Annotated in this window: 12 protein-coding genes; 4 read left to right on the forward strand and 8 right to left on the reverse strand. The window is 64.8% G+C overall.

Annotated features, from left to right (window positions below; translation table 11 throughout):
* Positions 1–122: 122 nt before the first annotated feature.
* The 5 genes from API01S_RS15670 to API01S_RS15690 are packed head-to-tail and all read right to left on the reverse strand — an operon-like array spanning position 123 to position 9,024.
* Positions 123–818: a pentapeptide repeat-containing protein gene (locus tag API01S_RS15670; RefSeq protein ID WP_050729349.1), complete on the reverse strand. Its 696-nt coding sequence runs from the start codon at positions 816–818 to the stop codon at positions 123–125.
* A 19-nt stretch (positions 819–837) separates the two neighbouring features.
* Positions 838–1,488, reverse strand: coding sequence for a response regulator (locus API01S_RS15675; RefSeq protein ID WP_050729348.1), 651 nt, complete (start codon positions 1,486–1,488; stop codon positions 838–840).
* 55 nt (positions 1,489–1,543) lie between these two features.
* Complete coding sequence (locus tag API01S_RS15680; RefSeq protein WP_050729347.1) at positions 1,544–4,969, reverse strand: hybrid sensor histidine kinase/response regulator; 3,426 nt, start codon at positions 4,967–4,969, stop codon at positions 1,544–1,546.
* A gap of 15 nt (positions 4,970–4,984) precedes the next feature.
* The gene (locus tag API01S_RS15685; RefSeq protein WP_006221410.1) at positions 4,985–6,202 is read right to left on the reverse strand and encodes an EAL domain-containing response regulator; all 1,218 of its coding nucleotides are present in this window, start codon (positions 6,200–6,202) and stop codon (positions 4,985–4,987) included.
* A gap of 2 nt (positions 6,203–6,204) precedes the next feature.
* Positions 6,205–9,024: an ATP-binding protein gene (locus API01S_RS15690; protein WP_084802441.1), complete on the reverse strand. Its 2,820-nt coding sequence runs from the start codon at positions 9,022–9,024 to the stop codon at positions 6,205–6,207.
* Positions 9,025–9,333: 309 nt separating this feature from the next.
* Between API01S_RS15690 and API01S_RS15695 the strand changes: the two genes are divergently transcribed.
* Positions 9,334–10,143 (forward strand): hypothetical protein, encoded by an 810-nt coding sequence (locus API01S_RS15695; RefSeq protein ID WP_061305192.1) that lies wholly within the window; start codon positions 9,334–9,336, stop codon positions 10,141–10,143.
* Between the two features lie 44 nt (positions 10,144–10,187).
* Here the strand turns inward: API01S_RS15695 and API01S_RS29435 are convergent, their stop codons facing one another.
* Both API01S_RS29435 and API01S_RS15705 read right to left on the reverse strand, forming a co-directional pair.
* A complete protein-coding gene (locus API01S_RS29435) occupies positions 10,188–10,631 on the reverse strand; it encodes a hypothetical protein (protein ID WP_006221407.1) in 444 nt (147 codons plus the stop codon).
* Between the two features lie 60 nt (positions 10,632–10,691).
* Positions 10,692–12,023, reverse strand: a complete 1,332-nt coding sequence (locus API01S_RS15705; RefSeq protein WP_050729346.1) for a ParB/Srx family N-terminal domain-containing protein — start codon at positions 12,021–12,023, stop codon at positions 10,692–10,694.
* A gap of 151 nt (positions 12,024–12,174) precedes the next feature.
* Here API01S_RS15705 and API01S_RS15710 point away from each other — a divergent pair, with 151 nt between their 5' ends.
* On the forward strand, positions 12,175–12,864 hold the full coding sequence (locus API01S_RS15710) for an ankyrin repeat domain-containing protein (RefSeq protein WP_156329894.1): 690 nt from the start codon (positions 12,175–12,177) through the stop codon (positions 12,862–12,864).
* Positions 12,865–12,936: 72 nt separating this feature from the next.
* Here API01S_RS15710 and API01S_RS15715 read toward each other — a convergent pair whose 3' ends face one another.
* The gene (locus tag API01S_RS15715; RefSeq protein WP_050729345.1) at positions 12,937–14,043 is read right to left on the reverse strand and encodes a porin; all 1,107 of its coding nucleotides are present in this window, start codon (positions 14,041–14,043) and stop codon (positions 12,937–12,939) included.
* A 253-nt stretch (positions 14,044–14,296) separates the two neighbouring features.
* Here API01S_RS15715 and API01S_RS15720 point away from each other — a divergent pair, with 253 nt between their 5' ends.
* Together API01S_RS15720 and prs are read left to right on the forward strand one after the other, a co-directional pair.
* Entirely contained in the window at positions 14,297–14,947 is a 651-nt protein-coding gene (locus tag API01S_RS15720) for an NUDIX hydrolase (RefSeq protein ID WP_006221403.1), read from the forward strand.
* A gap of 100 nt (positions 14,948–15,047) precedes the next feature.
* Positions 15,048–15,941 carry a ribose-phosphate diphosphokinase gene (gene prs / locus API01S_RS15725; RefSeq protein ID WP_050729344.1) on the forward strand — a complete coding sequence of 298 codons (894 nt, stop codon included), beginning with the start codon at positions 15,048–15,050 and terminating at the stop codon, positions 15,939–15,941.
* Positions 15,942–15,953: the final 12 nt, after the last annotated feature.

Below are 15,953 nucleotides of genomic sequence, written 5' to 3' on the forward strand. Positions count from 1 at the left end.
GGGGGGTAGAGTTCTGATGAAGTCGATGCGCGATCCTGCCGCGCTTCGGATGGTGTGCATCCGCCAGATGATGAAGCGCGCAGGGTGATATGAAGATGTGCCCGGTATGACCCTGACGCGCTTCAGATGACGCTGATGCGCAGCTCGGCCAGCAATGCGGCGGCCTGCGTCTTGGAAATCGTCGCGCCGGCCAGCCGCGCGGCGGCGGTCAGGTCGATGCCGCTCAAGTCCACTTCGCGCAGGTCCGCGCCTTCGAAGCGGACGTTCTTCAGGTTGGCGTTGCGCAAGCTGCCGCCGTGAAAGACGGTGTCGCGAAAGTCGCTGCCGGCCAGATCCGCGTCGGAAAAGTCCAGCTGCATGATGGCCGATTTGCGAAACGACACGCCGCGCAACAGCGCGCCGACCAGCAGGCATTCTTCGACGCTCCAACCCAGGCAGGCGATGCCGTCGAAATCCGAGCCGGTCAGCTTGCAGCCCTGGAAACGGGCGGCGGACAGGCGCGCGCGATGCCACTTGGCGTTGTTCAGGTCGCAATTTTGAAAGACCGCGTCGCTGGCGTCGGCTGACGCGAAGTTGGCCTGGCCGCCCCGGCAGCGCACCCAGGTGGTGTCGGCCAACGTGGCGCCTTGGAACGACGCGCCAGCGATGGCGCAGGCCGTGAAGCGCGCGCCGCGCAGGTCCAGGCGGGAAAAATCAGCGTGCTGGAAGTCGCAGTCTTCGAATGACAGGGGCTGGCCGGCCGCCTGTTCAATCAATGCCTGTAGCGTCTTGCGGTCCACGTCCCGGCCGGTCGTGGTGTGAATCAAGTCTTGCGTCATGCCTTGCGTCTCGGTTTGCCTACTGAAAGATTTCACTTTCCACACAGAATGCGACCAATTCCTGGTCGGTCTGCACGTTCAACTTGCGCATGGCCGATATTTTCTGACCGCTGACCGTCTTGACGCTGCGCTTGAGCGTCTCGGCCACCTGCATCATGGATTCACCACGAATGAAATGGCGCAGCACTTCGAATTCCTTGGGCGACAGGCTGTTGATGCGCTCGCCGATGAATTTGCTGCGCGAATCGACCGTGCCGTCGCGTTGGAAGCCAGGAGGATAGTACTTGCGGCCCGCTTGCAGCGTGCGCAGGGCAGTGACGATTTCAGCCAGGTTGTCGCGCTTGAGCACGACGGCGGCGACGCCGGCGTCGTACATGGCCGAGATGATCATGGGGTTGGACACCATGGTCAGCACGACCACCTGCGTCTTCGGAAAACGCCGCGTCAGATACTTGACCAGGCGGATGCCGTCGCCATAGGTCTCGTCGCCCGGCATGGAATAGTCGGTGATGACGACGTGCGGCAAGTCGCGGGTCAGATGGTCAACCAGCGCCGTCGGACTGTCGAGCAGCGCCGTGACTTCAACGCTGAGATCCTTTTCCAGCAGATCTCGCATGCCGGCAAGCACCAGCGGATGATCGTCGGCGAGGACAATTCGGAGTCGTTCCATTCTTGGGCGCCGTGGGGTGAACGTGGGGGCAATCGGGCTCATTCTGTACCAAGACTCACACTTGAGCCAGCAAGTTCCTGAGTGCCTGCATCAAACTGATGATTTCTTGAAATACGGCGTCGTCGCTGCCGTCGCGCCTGAGCTTGACTTCAGCGGCATGAAAATCGGATGACAGTGTTGTCATTTTCACCATGACCAGCGCGCCTCGCATCCGGTGCATGGTTTGCAGCGCGGCGCGCACGTCGCGTCGGGCGATGGCCTGATCCAGATTGTTCAGGTCGCCGTCCATGGTGTCCAGGAACAGCCGACGGTATTGGGCAGGCACCAGGGGGGCGGGTGGTGGGGATTCGGGGTTTGCGTCAACAGTGGGCGAAACAAGCGTCGGCGAATCATCCAGAGGCGAATCAACCGTCGGCGAATCAACCTTCGGCGAATCATCCGCTGGCGAATCGACCGCAGCCGGCGATTCGGCCGGCGCGTCGCTCTCTGCGCTCGCAGGCGCGTCGTCGTCGTCGGTCGGGCCGGCAGGCGTTTCAGGCCGGTACGGCTTGATGTCGCCCAGGTGGCGGCGCAGGGCGCTCAGTTCGATCGGTTTGACCAGCCAGGAGTTCATGCCGGCGGCCATGCAGCGCACTTCTTCGTCGCGCATCGCATTGGCGGTGACGCCGATGATGGGTTGGGCAAAGCCGCGCGTGCGCAGTTCGCCGGTCAGCTCGTAGCCGTTCATCTTGGGCATGTTGACGTCGGTCAGCAGGACGTCGTAGTACGCCATCGTCCACATCGATAGCGCTTCGGCGCCATTGCCGGCGACGGTGACGGTGCATCCCAACTGCTCCAGCTGGTGGCGCAACGTGGCCTGATTGATGGGGTTGTCTTCGGCGACCAGCACGCGCAACTGCAAGGATTCGGCGGCGGCGGTGGAGGCGGGCACAGCGGGCACGGGCGGACCGCCGCGCACCAGCCGCGAGATGCCGAAGCCGATGCTGTCCAGGTCATGTCCGTCCACCTGGTCCGGCAGCCCCAAGGCAGATTCGCGCGGATCGCCGGCCGACAGGAAATGGCCCTTCCAGCCGACGGGCGGGGAGTGGGAATCGCCCAGGATGTCGAGCAATACGTCGTCGGGCTCGCCCTGGCCGACGGGGGCGGGGGCGGGGCGGGCGTCGGCGCCCCAGCGGGTCAGCCATTCACAGACGTTGTCGGTCAGTTCGCGATGCGGGCTGCGCACCAGCACGCGGATGCCGTGCAGGTCGGGTTCGTCCAGCGGGGGGCCATCGGCCGGCTGCAATGCCAGATCCAGCGAAAAACTGCTGCCCAGCCCGAGTTCGCTGGTCAGGCGGATATCGCTGTCCATCAGCCTGGCCAGCCGCGCGCAGATGGACAGGCCGATGCCGGCGCCGCGCACGGTGTGGCTGGCGCTGTCGATCTGGAAGAACGGGCTGAACAACTGCGCCTGGTCTTCCTTGTCGATGCCGATGCCGGTGTCCACGACCTGTAGCGTCAGGATCTGCGCGCCATCGGCGCGAGTGGCGCCGCGCAGCCGCACGATGACGTGGCCGGCTTCGGTGAACTTGATGGCGTTACTGAGCAGGTTGCTGAGAATCTGCCGGATCCGCACCGGATCGCCCGTCACCCACGGGGCGACTTCGCCGTCCACGCTGGCGAACAGCAGCAAGCCCTTTTGGCGGGCCAGGGCGGCAAAAGAGCGGGTGCAGCTTTCCACCAGTTCGCGCGGTCGGAACAGGCTGGATTCCAGCGCCAACTGGCCCGATTCGATCTTGGTGATGTCCAGGATGTCGCTGATCAGCTGCAACAGGATCACCGACGAGTTCTGGATGCGTTCAAGGTGCTGGCGCTGCTCGGCGTTCAGCTCGGTCATGCCCATCAACTCCAGCGTACCCAGCACCCCGTAGAGCGGGGTGCGGATTTCGTGGCTCATGGTGGCCAGGAACGTGGACTTGGCTTCGCTGGCCTTGTCGGCGTCGCGTTTGGCCTGCGCCAGTGCGCGTTCGATTTCGGCGCGCGCGCTGATGTCGGCAAACGCGCACAGCACCACGTCCTGCTTTTTGTAGCGCGTGGGCGAATACGCCACGTACAGCGGGCGGCCGTCGTCGGCGTGAAAGGTTTCGATGTTGCCGGGCCGTGACGCATGCAGCACCTGGTCCAGCAAGGGGCGCGCGGCGGGCGAATCGCGCAGGCCCTGGCCGGTGGCCGCGCCCAGCCATTGCAGGGCCAGGCTGTTGGCGAACAGCACGTCGCCATTCGCGCGCGCCAGCACGCACAATGCGATGGGCGCGGTCTGGATCAGCGTGCGGTTGAATTCTTCGCTTTCGGCGATGTCCCGATGCGCAATCTGCGCCGGTTCGATGACGCGGCGCGTGTACCAGCGCTGGTAGCCGATGCCGCCCGCCAGGCTCAACAGCAGCAAGAGCGCGGCGCTGATCGGCAACCAGAGATTGTCTTCGAAGAAATTGCGATACGTGACGCGGTAATGCGCGGTCCAGATGCCAGAGGGGTCGGAGACTTGCAGGATCAGGCCTCCCGCGGTCGCGCGCAGGCCGCTGTGGCCGACCACGGGCGCGGGCCCATCGCCGATCATCAGGCCGACGTCGCGATGGCTCAACCAGAAGCCGTCGTACTGGAGGGAGGGCAGCACCCGGTCGTAGATATTGATTCGCCGGCGGCTGAACATGGAGGCGACATAGACATCGGGTTCGCCGCCGCCCCGATTGGTCCAGGCCGAACCGGTCAGGCCCGACGGCATGATGCCGACCATGCGGTCGGGCAGTCCGGCCGGCCGAAACCACCGGATCTGCGGGCCCGCCACGCCCATGCCGGAGCCGGAGGCGGAGGTGGGCGGTTCTTTGGACGGATGCAGAACCGTGCGCGGCGACAGCAGCGATCGCACGGCGTCATCCACCAGCAGCAAGGTGTTTTCCAGCAAGGGTTCGCCATAGCCCGGCTTGACGTTGATGGCCGGCACGGCCACGCCGACGCTGTCGCTGCGATTGATCAGAAAGGCGGCGGCAGCAGGAAAGTACGAATTGGCCCAGAACGTGCTGTAGAAGTCCGCGAAATAGCCGGCGGCGGCTGGCACGGGGCTGTCGGCCACCGGGCATTCCGACGGGTAGGCGCAGAACAGCGAGAACGGCATGGCCACCATCGCGTGCTGGCCGCGATAGATACGCAGCCCAAGGTGGCTGGAATCCAGCGGCGTGGTCAGTTCGGTGTCGTCCACCGGCGGCCGGCCATCGAGGCGCTGGTTTTCCTTATTGAACTGGATCAGGAAGCTTTCCTGTTCGTGGATATAGCCCACCACCACGGCGAAATCCATCAGCAGGCGGTCTTCTTCCTGCTTGATGATGCGCTGTGCGCCCCAGAGCAGGGCGCTGATCAGGATGAGTGCAATGGGCAAAATGCCGAACAGCGCGATGTTCAGCCGGCGCGAGGTGCGTGCAATCCTGCTAAACGGCGTTTCCTGCATACGCGGGTATGGATCCTAAAGCGGGTGGGTGGCGTAGGGCCGGGGCTCGTCCGCCAGCAGATCGGTGAAGTCGTGGGCGTTGACGGCGGCGGATATCAGGAAGCCTTGCGCGAAATCACAGCCGATTTCGCGCAGAAACTCCAGGTCTTTCGTGCATTCCACCCCTTCGGCGGTCACTTGCAAGCCCAACTGGCGGCCCAGTTGCACGGAGGATAGCAAGGCGGCGGCGCGGACCCGGTCCTGGGCGGCGCCATTGACGAAGGCGCGGTCGATCTTGAGCTCGGTGAACGGCGTGGAGATCAGCGTGTACATAGAGTTGTATCCCTTGCCGAAGTCATCCTGCGCCAGGCCGAAGCCTTTCAGGCGCAACCGGCTTGCGCCCATGTAATAGTGGCCGGGGATCGAAGTGGTTTCGTCTTCCAGCAGTTCGAACGTGACGTCTTCGAAGGGGACGCCGCGATCCGCGACCAGATTGTAAAGCTGGTCAGGCAGATCCGGTTCATCCAGCAGGCGCGTGGGCAGATTGACAGATACCGGCATCCGGGTGCCCAGACGCCGCCACTCGATATAGGCGGACAGTGAATCGTCCAGCATCCGGATAAGCAGGGCGTGATCCAGGCCGTGATGTTTCACGGCACCCAGGAACGAGGCCGGCAGCATGAAGCCGAATTCCTGGTGATGCCATCGCGCCAGCGCTTCCGCGCCCACGATATTGCCGGTCGCCAAGGCTTTCTTGGGTTGGAACCACGCTTGAATTTGGCCGGTCGACATGGCCTTTTCAAGCGTGGCCCGGTCGAACAGCGGAGCGGGCTGGGTGATCGGCGTGGGCGGCGGCGCGTGATCGCCGACCTGGCTGCGCAGCCGCTTGGCCAGGTCCAACGCGTGTTCTCGCGTCATCGGCTTGGTATGGGCAGCGATCACGGACAGACCCTTTTCCTTGGCCATCAGGCTGACGCTGTTCATGATGCGGCGCGAGCAGGCGGTGGTGATCGCCAGCATGGGGTGGCATTGCATGCGGGCCAGTTCGTGGATGAACTGCACGCCGTCCATGCCGGGCAGATTCAGATCCATCAGCACCAACTGGTAGGAATGCGACTGGAACTTGTCCAGCGCTTGCCGCGCCGTGTTCGCCATGTCCACGTGTTCGAAGCCCGCTTCGAGAAACAAGCCGCGCATTTGCGCGCATTGGAACGCATGGTCGTCCAGGACCAAGACCTTGTACACGGATAACATCGTCAACTCCGGAGTTCTTTAACCGTTTGCAGCGTTTGACGAAGCACGGTCAGGGGCAGGGGTTTGACCAGCAGGCTGGTCATGCCGGCGCTGATGCCGCGACGTTGCTCGTCGGGAAACGCATTGGCCGTCACCCCGAGGACAGGCCGTTCATAGCCGCGCTTGCGCAGGATCCGCGTGAGCTCATAGCCGTCAACCAACGGCATGTTCAGGTCGGTGAGGACGGCGTCAAAGTTCATCAGGTCGGGCAGGTTCAGCGCTTCCTGGCCGTTGCTGGCCAGCACTACGGTGCAGCCCATGTGTTCAAGCTGCTCGCGCAGGATCAGCTGGCTGATGGGGTTGTCTTCCGTGACCAGGATGCGCAGCCCCAGATTCTCGAGCGGAGCCTTGGGATCGAACGACGCGCTGCGCGCCGCGCCGCCCTGCGCCAGCCGCACCGCGTGGTTGATGCTGGACAGGTTGTACGAGCTGGCAAACCAGTTGCGATGGCTGTCTTCGACCCGGGGGCGCAGGCCCGGCGGGTGAAGAATGACCTGGGGGCCGATCCAGTTGCCGATCTTTTGCGCGTGCGGCCATGCCTGCACCAGCACGGCCGGTTCGCTCGACGAGATGCCGCCTGCCGGATAGGGCAGGCCGACCGCGCCCCAGCGGCGCAGCCAGTCGCACAGGTTGTGGACGATTTCCGGCACCGCGCCTTGCACGTAGACGAGGCTGCTGGCCAGGTCGGGCGCGGCGGCGTCCAGCGCTTCGGGCGCCAGCGGCAGACGGATTTCAAAGGTGATGCTGGTGCCCAGGCCCGGTTCGCTCACGGCGTTCAGGCGGCCGTTCATCATGTCGGACAGGCTGCGGCAGATGGACAGCCCCAGGCCGGTGCCCGGCAACGTGACGCAGTTATCGGCGTCCACCTGGTAATAGGGTTCGAACAGCCGCGCCTGATGTTCGGGCGCAATACCGGCGCCGGTGTCGGCGATCTGAAAGCACAGGTCCACGCTGTCGCGGGTGCGGCTGTTGACCTTCAGGCGCAGGACGATCTGGCCCGAGTCGGTGAACTTGATCGCATTATTGGCAAGATTGTCCAGGATCTGCCGGATGCGGGTCGCATCGCCGATCACGGCGGGCGGGGCGTCCGGGTCCGCGACCGCATAGCTGCGCACGCCCTTGGCGTGGGCGCGGGCGGCGAAACTGGCCACCACGTTGTTCAGCAGTTCGACCGGGGAAAATGGCGCGCGCTCCAGCACGGTGTGGCCCGCCTCGATGCGCGACAGATCCAGCGTGTCGTTGATGGTGCGCAGCAGCGTGGCGGACGATTGCTGGATGGTTTCCAGGTACTGCGCCTGCTGGCCGCTCACGCGGGTCAGCGAAAACAGTTCGAGCGTGCCAAGAATGCCGTACAGCGGGGTGCGGATTTCGTGGCTCATCGTGGTCAGGAATACGGTCTTGGCCTGGTTGGCCGCCTCGGCGTCGCGCTTGGCTTGCAGCAGCGATTGTTCGATGCGCTTGAGCGCGGAAATATCGCTGATGCCGCACAGCACCACGGCCTCGCCCCGGTAGGTGGTCGGCGCGAAGCTGAGGTAGGCGGTGCGGCCATCGTTCAGCCGGTGCTCGCGGCCGGCCTCGTCGCCTTGCGCGGACAGGATCTCGGTGCGCCAGCCAGGCGTGCCCTGGAACCAGCGGCGCGCCATGTCGTTGGACAGCACGACCGCGCGGTCCGATCGCCGCAACAGGCACAGCCCGACGGGCGCGACTTCGATCAGCTTGCGGTTCAGCGAGACGCTGTCGGCCAGCGCTTCGTATTGGCGCAGCGCGGGCAGCACCAGTCGGCGACGGATGTAGCGCACGCGCATGACTACGGTGATGATCAGCAGCAAAGAGGCAATGGCGGCGGTCTGAAATGCAATGGCGTTGTCGCGCAGCACGTGGCGCATCGGCGCGTAATAGACCAGCCGCCAACCATCTTCGCCGACGGATTTGCTAAGGACCAGGTAGTCCGGCAACCAGCCCTGGCCCTGCAAGCCGAACGCGTCTTCGCGGGTGGTGTGGGGCAGCGCCTGGGTGGAAGCGCCCGCGCTGCGCAGCACCGGCCGGCTCATTTCGTCGAACAGCACGTAGTCGCCCGCGCCGGTGCGCGGCGCGTTGACGGCCGATTCCACGCCATGGACCTCCAGGCCGATCCATGCGGCCTCGGGATGCACGGCATCGAGCGGCGTGAAGAGGAACAGGCGCTTGACGGTATCGTGCGGCGGATGCAGCCAGACGATGGGAGACAGGCCGTTGGAAGGCGCGCGCGTCTGCACGTCGGCCAGCGTCAACGCCAGCCACTGCTGGATGGATGCGGGAATGGCGGGCGTCGCGGGTTGGTCATGCGAGGCCACGGGCACCGTGCTGGCGTGGCGCACGGCGCTGTAGACGATCCGGGTGTTCGCCTGCGCCACGCGGCGCAGGTCGCGCGGGGTCAGCACCAGCGCCCAGTCGTAAGCATCCGGGCCTTCCTGGAGCGGCAGGACTTCCACCTGGCCCGTCTTGCCGAAATGCGTGGGGGTCTTGCTGATGGGGTCTTGATTGGTGTTGCGCACCGCCGATGCGGAGATGGCGCGCAGGAGAGATTCGCGCTGGTCGAAGAAATGCTGGGCTTCGTAGGCGGCGGCGTTCATGTGGCGCCGGTAGTTGGACACGACGTTGCTGAACGCCCAATACAGATAGAGCGTGGCCCCGGCCGCGATGCAGACGAGCAGCGCCACTGCAAGAAAGTGCAGTAACAACGAGGCGGCGCGCGGCGCTGCTTGGGGTTCTAGGGCGGGAGCGCCATGGTCTTCTACCAGCATTTGACGCATGGTAGAAACACCTGCTTACCCAGTGAATAAGAAGAATCTCAAAGTGGAATCGGGCCCGGGGATGCAAAAAAGGGGGCGAAAAATGCGTGTCTCGCGATCCCTTAATTTGAGAAATTTCTTGTTCTTTTGCCGGGCAGCGTTGGGCACTATTTGTGGGATTCCGACTTCGCCAAGATGCTGCCGCCCGCCGGGTTCACGCGCCGGGGGCTTGCGTCACCACGGCGTTCAGACGCTCATCGAGAACAGCATGCTATTGACCCGGCTCCGCCCCTCCGCGCACCCCTTCGTTCGGGTCACGCCATGAAAGACGACGCCCGGTCCTGGACCCTGTCCGAAGATTCTGTCGTGCTGCGCTTCCAACCCGTTTTCACGGCTCAGGGGCAAGTCCACGAATACGCGGTGATGGGGCGCTACCGGCCATCCCCCTGGAGCAGCCTGAACCCCGTGGGGTTGGGCGCCAGCCTGATCGCCGGCGTGTCCTTCTTCAAGAAATTCAAAACCCCCATCGAACTGTCGTTCGAGCACGCGCTCGATGTACGCGGCCATGGCGATCTTGCCGAACGCCTGTGTACTGAACTGGGTATCGGCGTGCTGGAAAACGCCGTCTGGGTCAACAAGCAGGCCCGCTACGACGACGCCGCGCCGCTACTGATGCCCACAAAGCGCATCACCTTCACGCTACCTTTGACCGATCGCCTGTCGGACCACGCCGACGTGCTGTCGCGCTATCCGGAATTCCAGGCTCGGCTGCGCGCGCGGCTGGTGCCCGGCACCCAGCGCGGCAAGACGTCGGCTCATGGTTCGTTGCGCGCCGACGGCCTGCATGTACAGGTGCCGCTGGGCTTGTCCGAAAACCGCACGCTGCAAGGCCGTTTTTTCACGCTGATGGAGCGCGCCTGGTGCGCCAACCTGCAAGTGGTGGCGGGCGGCGTCGAAGACATCCGTGATTTCGCATGGATGCGCCTGCACAGCGATCTTCTGTTCCGCGGCGCGGCGTTGTCCGCCCCGCTCAGCGCCGAATGCCTGGGCATCTGGCTCGAAGCCGACAGCAACGCCTGGCGCTCTTTCAGTGCGTCCACCACACGCTTCGCAGGTGTGGCGGAAAGCTAGCCTGTCTGGGTTGCCCGTGCAGTTGCCCGTTTGGCTGTGCCCGTTTAGTTGCCCGTTTCCGACTGCAAGCGGCCCAGGATAAATCCGTCCACCGAACTCGTCCGACCGCGCCACAGCGTCGGTTGCCCGGCAATGGGCGTGCCATCCGCCGTGAAGAACAGGGCATCGGCCAGGTGGATGTAGTTGGGCAGCGGGTCCACCGGTTGCGGCACGCGGAAGACATCGCCCAATTCAGCCAGCGACCGACGCACTGCGTCGCGGGAGTCGGTATCCAGCATATCGAGCGAACCCGTGAAGCTGGCGGCAAAGCGGTCGAAGTATTCCGCGCCCGACACGATCGAGCCCGACACCAGCATGCCGCCCATTTGCAACGTGACGCCAATGCTTTCCAGCTGGCTGCCGTTGTTCACCAGATTGACCAGGAATTGCAGAAACGCGTCCGCGCTGGGGGCGGCGTGGGCGCTGGCGGTGGAGGGCTCGATGGGCATGGCTGGGTCTCAAAAAGGTCGTGGAAGACGCACAAGATACTCGAATCGCGCAAAAAATACTTACCAGCCCCAGCAGGTGCCGGCCGCCGGTTTGCCGCAGTTGCGGTAATTGACGGCAAACCATAGCTTGCCGGCGTTGCGCGGCGATCCGTCGGCCTTGACGTCGACGCGGGGCAATTCCTCCAGTGCATCGCGCTGGCTCTTGATGGAGATGCCGGCAAGCACGTTGGCGGACAGCGGGATGCGGCCCAGCGTCTGCGCCTGGCGGTCGTCGAAGACGATGTCGGTATCGGCCAGCGCGCCCATTTTCAGCGACGCGTCGCGCACGGCGGCGGCATAGCTGTCGTTCGCGCCGCCAGGAGCCAGGGTCGAACTCAGCGTGCTGACGGCCAGGATCTGTGCGGGCAGGGCGGGCGCGACCATCTTGTATTGCTCCAGCCCCGGCAATTGGCCGGCCGCCACTTGGCGGCGCAGCCAGTCGCCCCACAGGAATTCCGCGAATTCGGGCAGGTCGCCATTCTGGTAGGCGATGTCGCGCGTGAAGTACACCAGCGAGCGATAGCGGTCTTCCTGCATGCCGCCCGCTTCGCCGGCGCTGGCCAGCCCCAGGCGGCTGGGCAGTTGGTCGACGGTGATGGGCTGGTTCTGGCCATCACGCAGCCAGGCGCGGCGTTCGTCGACCATGCGCTGCCAGAATGCGGCGGCGGTCGGCAGGTCGCTGTAGTTGGCGTCCACCTTGACCCAGACGGGCAACTTGGGGCCGCCGTCGAATATCTCGCGCAGCGACGAGAACGTGTGATGGCCGTCGGTCAGATACAGATTGCCGTCCCAGCCGACCACCACGGTCTTCAGGTTTTCGGCGTGCGTGCCCGGTGCGTCCTTGCAGGCGAAGGTTGCGGGCTGGTCCAGTCGCGCGGCCTGGGCGGCGGCAAGGTCGGCGAACTTCGCGGCGCGCTCCACGCCGCCCATGTCCTCGCAGTAATCGTCGAACTTCTTGCCGACGGTGCGATCCAGGTAATCCAGTTGGCGCGCGCTGTCGCCCGCCCACGAGCGGTTGAAGTCGCCTTGCCAGCGGCCCAGCTTGTAGTAGATCTGGTCGTAGCCGATGGCGGCCTGCGTGGGGTGCAGATCGTCGATGCTGACCTGGATGACATCGCCCGGCTTGGCGTTCAGATAGGCCGTGTTGCGGGCAGGGACCTCAGGGTCAGTCGCGGGATCGGTTTCAGGAGCCGGATCCACGGCGGGCGGTGCGACCACGATGGGCGAGGCCGGGGTGTCATCATCGTCATCCCCGCCGCCGTTGCAGGCCGCCAGCGCCAGCGGCAACAGGGCCGCCGCCAGCAGGCGGGCGAGAGGGGAAAGGGTCAGGCGAGGAGCAGGATAAGCAGTCATGGGCGGGCCGTATTGCGGCAATCTAAAGGTATCCAATCATGACCGCGCCGTGTTTCCCCCGTATTGCACGCCGCAGTCGTTGCGCCGATTTCCCATTACGAATGGGCTTGTCCATAATCGGTCCTCGATTCAGACGGGGAGGATACCGGCAATGGCAACGAGCAAACACTGGCGCGCCTGCTTCGTATTGGCGTTGAGCGCCCTGGGCGCAATGGGCGTGTCGGACGGCGAGGCCCGCGCGGCCGTGGACCCGGCCGCGCAATTGCGCGAGGCCGCCGCCCAAGGGCAGGCCGCGCGCGTGCGTGAACTGGTCGGGCAGGGCGTGCCGCTGGACGCGCGCGATGCGCAGGGCAACACCGCGTTGCTGCGCGCCACGCAGGGCAACCACGTGGAGGCGGCGCGCGTGCTGATCGAGGCGGGCGCGGACGTGAACGCGCAAAACGGCATGCAGGACAGCGCCTACCTGCTGGCCGGGGCGCGCGGCTATCGCGAGATCCTCGACCTGACCCTGCGCCACGGCGCGGACCTGACCAGCACCAATCGCTACGGCGGCACGGCGCTGATTCCCGCGTGCGAGCGCGGCCATGTGGAAGTCGTCAGAACGCTGCTGCAAGCGGGTGTCGACCCCGATCACGTGAACCGCCTGGGTTGGACGGGCTTGCTGGAAGCCATCATCCTGGGAGACGGCGGCCCCCGGCACCAGGCGATCGTGGCGCTGTTGATCGCGGCGGGCGCCGATGTGAATCTGCCCGACCGCGAAGGCCGCACGCCGCTGCACCACGCGCGCCAACGCGGGCAGGCGGAAATCGTTCAGCAACTGGAACGCGCGCAGGCGCGTTGAACGTGTAAGAACAAGGGGCGCGCCCGGCCTGGGCGCGCCCCTTGTTCATGGCGCTAGCGCGTTCTGACTGATTTAGAACTGATGGCGCACGCCCACGCCCGCGGCGGTGCTCTTCAGACCGTCGATGAACGCGTAGTCCGTGCCATACGAGCCGTAGGCGTACAGATTGGTGCGCTTGGACAGGTCGTAGGTGTAGCCCACGCTGTAGACGTTCATGTTGGCGTCGCCGCCCGTCAGCTTGTCATTGGACGGGGCCACGTGCTGCCACGAGGCAAACAGGCTGCTGGCGCCGCTGACCGGCAGGGTCGCGCCCAGCATGTAGGCGTTGGCCTTGAAGCCGTTCACGAAGCGGTTCGTGCCGAATTCGTCGCTGAAAGGCGTGCCGGCCGGCAGGTCCTGGCCGACGAACCAGCCGTCGGTGGTGCGGCCATAGGCGGCCGCCAGCTTCACGACTTCCAGGTCGTACGACACGCCCAGCGCGTACTGGCGCGGCGTGGCGTCGCTGTCGATGCCGCTGCGGTTGGCGCCGTTCAACTGGTCGTAGGTCAGGGCCACGTTCAAGGGGCCTTGCACGTAACGCAGGCCGGCCGTGATGCCGCGCGTGTTGTCGGCGGTACGGAAGCCGGTCTGGTCGGCATTGTTGTCGTCTGCGTTGAACGAATAGCCGATGCCGAATTCAAAGCCGTTCACCGACGGGGTGCGGTACATGACCATGTTGTCCCAGCGCATGGTGTTGGCCGCGCTGAAACCCAGGCCCAGGTTCGATTGGGTGTAGCTGGTGTAGAAGGGATCGATGTCGGCCAGGTAGTTCGAGCCGATCGTGGCTTGGCGGCCGAAGTCCAACTGGCCCCAGGCGTCGTTGGCCAGGCCGATGGTGGCTTGGCGGCCGAACAGGCGGCCGGACTGGCCGCGCTGGCCATTGGCGGAATCGAAGCCGCTTTCCAGCTTGAACACGGCGCGCAGGCCGTCGCCCAGATCTTCGGATCCGCGCAGGCCCCAGCGGGAGCCGGCCTGGATGCCGTTGATCATGCCGAGCTTGCTACCGCTGTAGCCGTCGCCTTTGATCTTGTTGTAGCCGATGCCGGTGTCGATGACACCATAGAGGGTGACTGACGGTTCTGCCTGTGCAATGCCTGTAAAAGCGGTCAGCATTGCAGCGGCGAGCAGCGTCTTTTTCATCCGGGGATCTCCTGGGATTTTGAGTGGAAAAAACAAAGGGAACAGCACGCATGGCATAGCGCCACGCGGTGTTCCCGGGCGTAAGTGTAGAACATTTACGCTATTTTCCTTTTATTGCATCTGATTTTCCGGCTATTTCGGCTAATTCAAGAAGGCGAGATCCTCGGTATCTCGGCCCCTGATTCCGCCTGCGATTGACCGCAGGCCGCCATAGTGGCATCGTGCCCCGAAGCCTTTATTCCGGAACCGCCACGTGGACTATCCACTGCCTCTCGTGACCGTTGACGCCGTCCTGCTTACCTTGCGGGCCGGCGCGCTAGAAATTGCCCTGCACCAGCGCGACCGCGCGCCGTTCAAGGACGCCATGGCCTTGCCGGGCGGCGTTGTCCACGCAGACGAAGACGACAACACCGAAGCCAGCATCCGCCGCGTGCTGCGTGAAAAGACCGGCTTCGAGCCGCGTTATCTTGAACAGCTGCAAGTGTTTTCCGGGCCGCGCCGCGACCCGCGCCAGTGGTCCTTGTCGGTGTCGTATGTGGCGCTGGTGCCGGCCGCCGAACTGGAAGCGGCGGGGCAGGGCCTGCGCTTTGTCAGCGTGGACGCGCTGCCGCCCCTGGCGTTCGACCATGCCGACATCGTCGCTGCCGCCGTGGCTCGCCTGCGCGGCAAATCCAGTTATTCGACCTTGCCCTTCTTCCTGCTGCCGGAACACTTCACCTTGACCGAGTTGCAACACACCTACGAAGCCATCTTGCAGACGCGTCTGGAGAAATCGAACTTCCGCAGGAAGATGGACGCTTGGGGCGTGCTGGAAGCCACCAGCGACTTCGTGACGGGGGCGCAGCGCCCCGCGCGCCTGTACCGCCTGAAGGACTTTGCCCTGTTCGACCGCAGCGTCGGATGAGTCCTGCCAGGCCAACGCAATTTTCTACATAGTTGCAAACTAACAATAAGTCGGCATATACTTGCCTCACTTAGTTTTGAAATGCCACTAAGGGCTGATTATGTTCACCATCACTGCGGTAGTAGAAGGACAGCGCCAAAGCGATACGCCTGCGGCGTTCGTATTTCCCGGCGGCGAAAGCCAGGTCACCGTGCCGGCCAGCTTGCGCGCGGTGGCCGATGCCGCCACCGAGTTCCGCATCCACGCCCTCCTGACGTCCGCCAACGACGTCATGCAGCTGCTGATGCTGACCGATGCGCTGCGCCGCCTGAACCCGGCCGCGCCGGTTCATCTGGAAATGCCCTATGTGCCCTATGCGCGCCAGGACCGGGTGTGCAATCCGGGCGAGGCGCTGGGCGCCGCCGTGTTCTGCAAGCTGATCAACGATCAGCAGTACGCCACCGTTACCATCACCGAACCGCATAGCGACGTCACCCCCGCGCTGTTGCAGCGCGTGCGCATCATCGACGCCAGCGCCTTCGTGGCGCGCGCCTTGTCGGCCCCGGCGTTCGCGGGCGGCGTGACGCTGATGGCGCCGGATGCGGGCGCTCGCAAGCGCGTGCAGGCGCTTGCCAAGAAGCTGGGCGTGGCCGACGTGCGCTACGCCGAAAAAGTGCGCGACCCGCAAACCGGCCGCATCGTTGAAACACGCGTGCCCGACGATATTCCCGACCAGCCCGTGCTGGTCGTGGACGACATCTGCGACGGCGGCCGCACGTTCCTGGAACTGGCCCGCGCCCTGCGCGGCAAGACCCGCCAACCGCTTTACCTGTACGTCACGCATGGCATTTTCAGCCATGGCCTGACGGCGCTGAACGAATGCTACGCCGGCCTGTACGCCGCCTATGACTGGACGCAAAGCGAAGGCGAGGGCGCCTTGGTGCAGGTCGGTCCGGGCGCATCCGCCCCGTCGTCCACCCCCTTGCCGTCCGCCACGCCGGCGCTTGTGAACTAAGACGCTCGTGAA

The sequence above is a fragment of the Achromobacter piechaudii NBRC 102461 genome (assembly GCF_001571245.1).
Taxonomy (GTDB): Bacteria; Pseudomonadota; Gammaproteobacteria; order Burkholderiales; family Burkholderiaceae_B; genus Achromobacter; species Achromobacter piechaudii.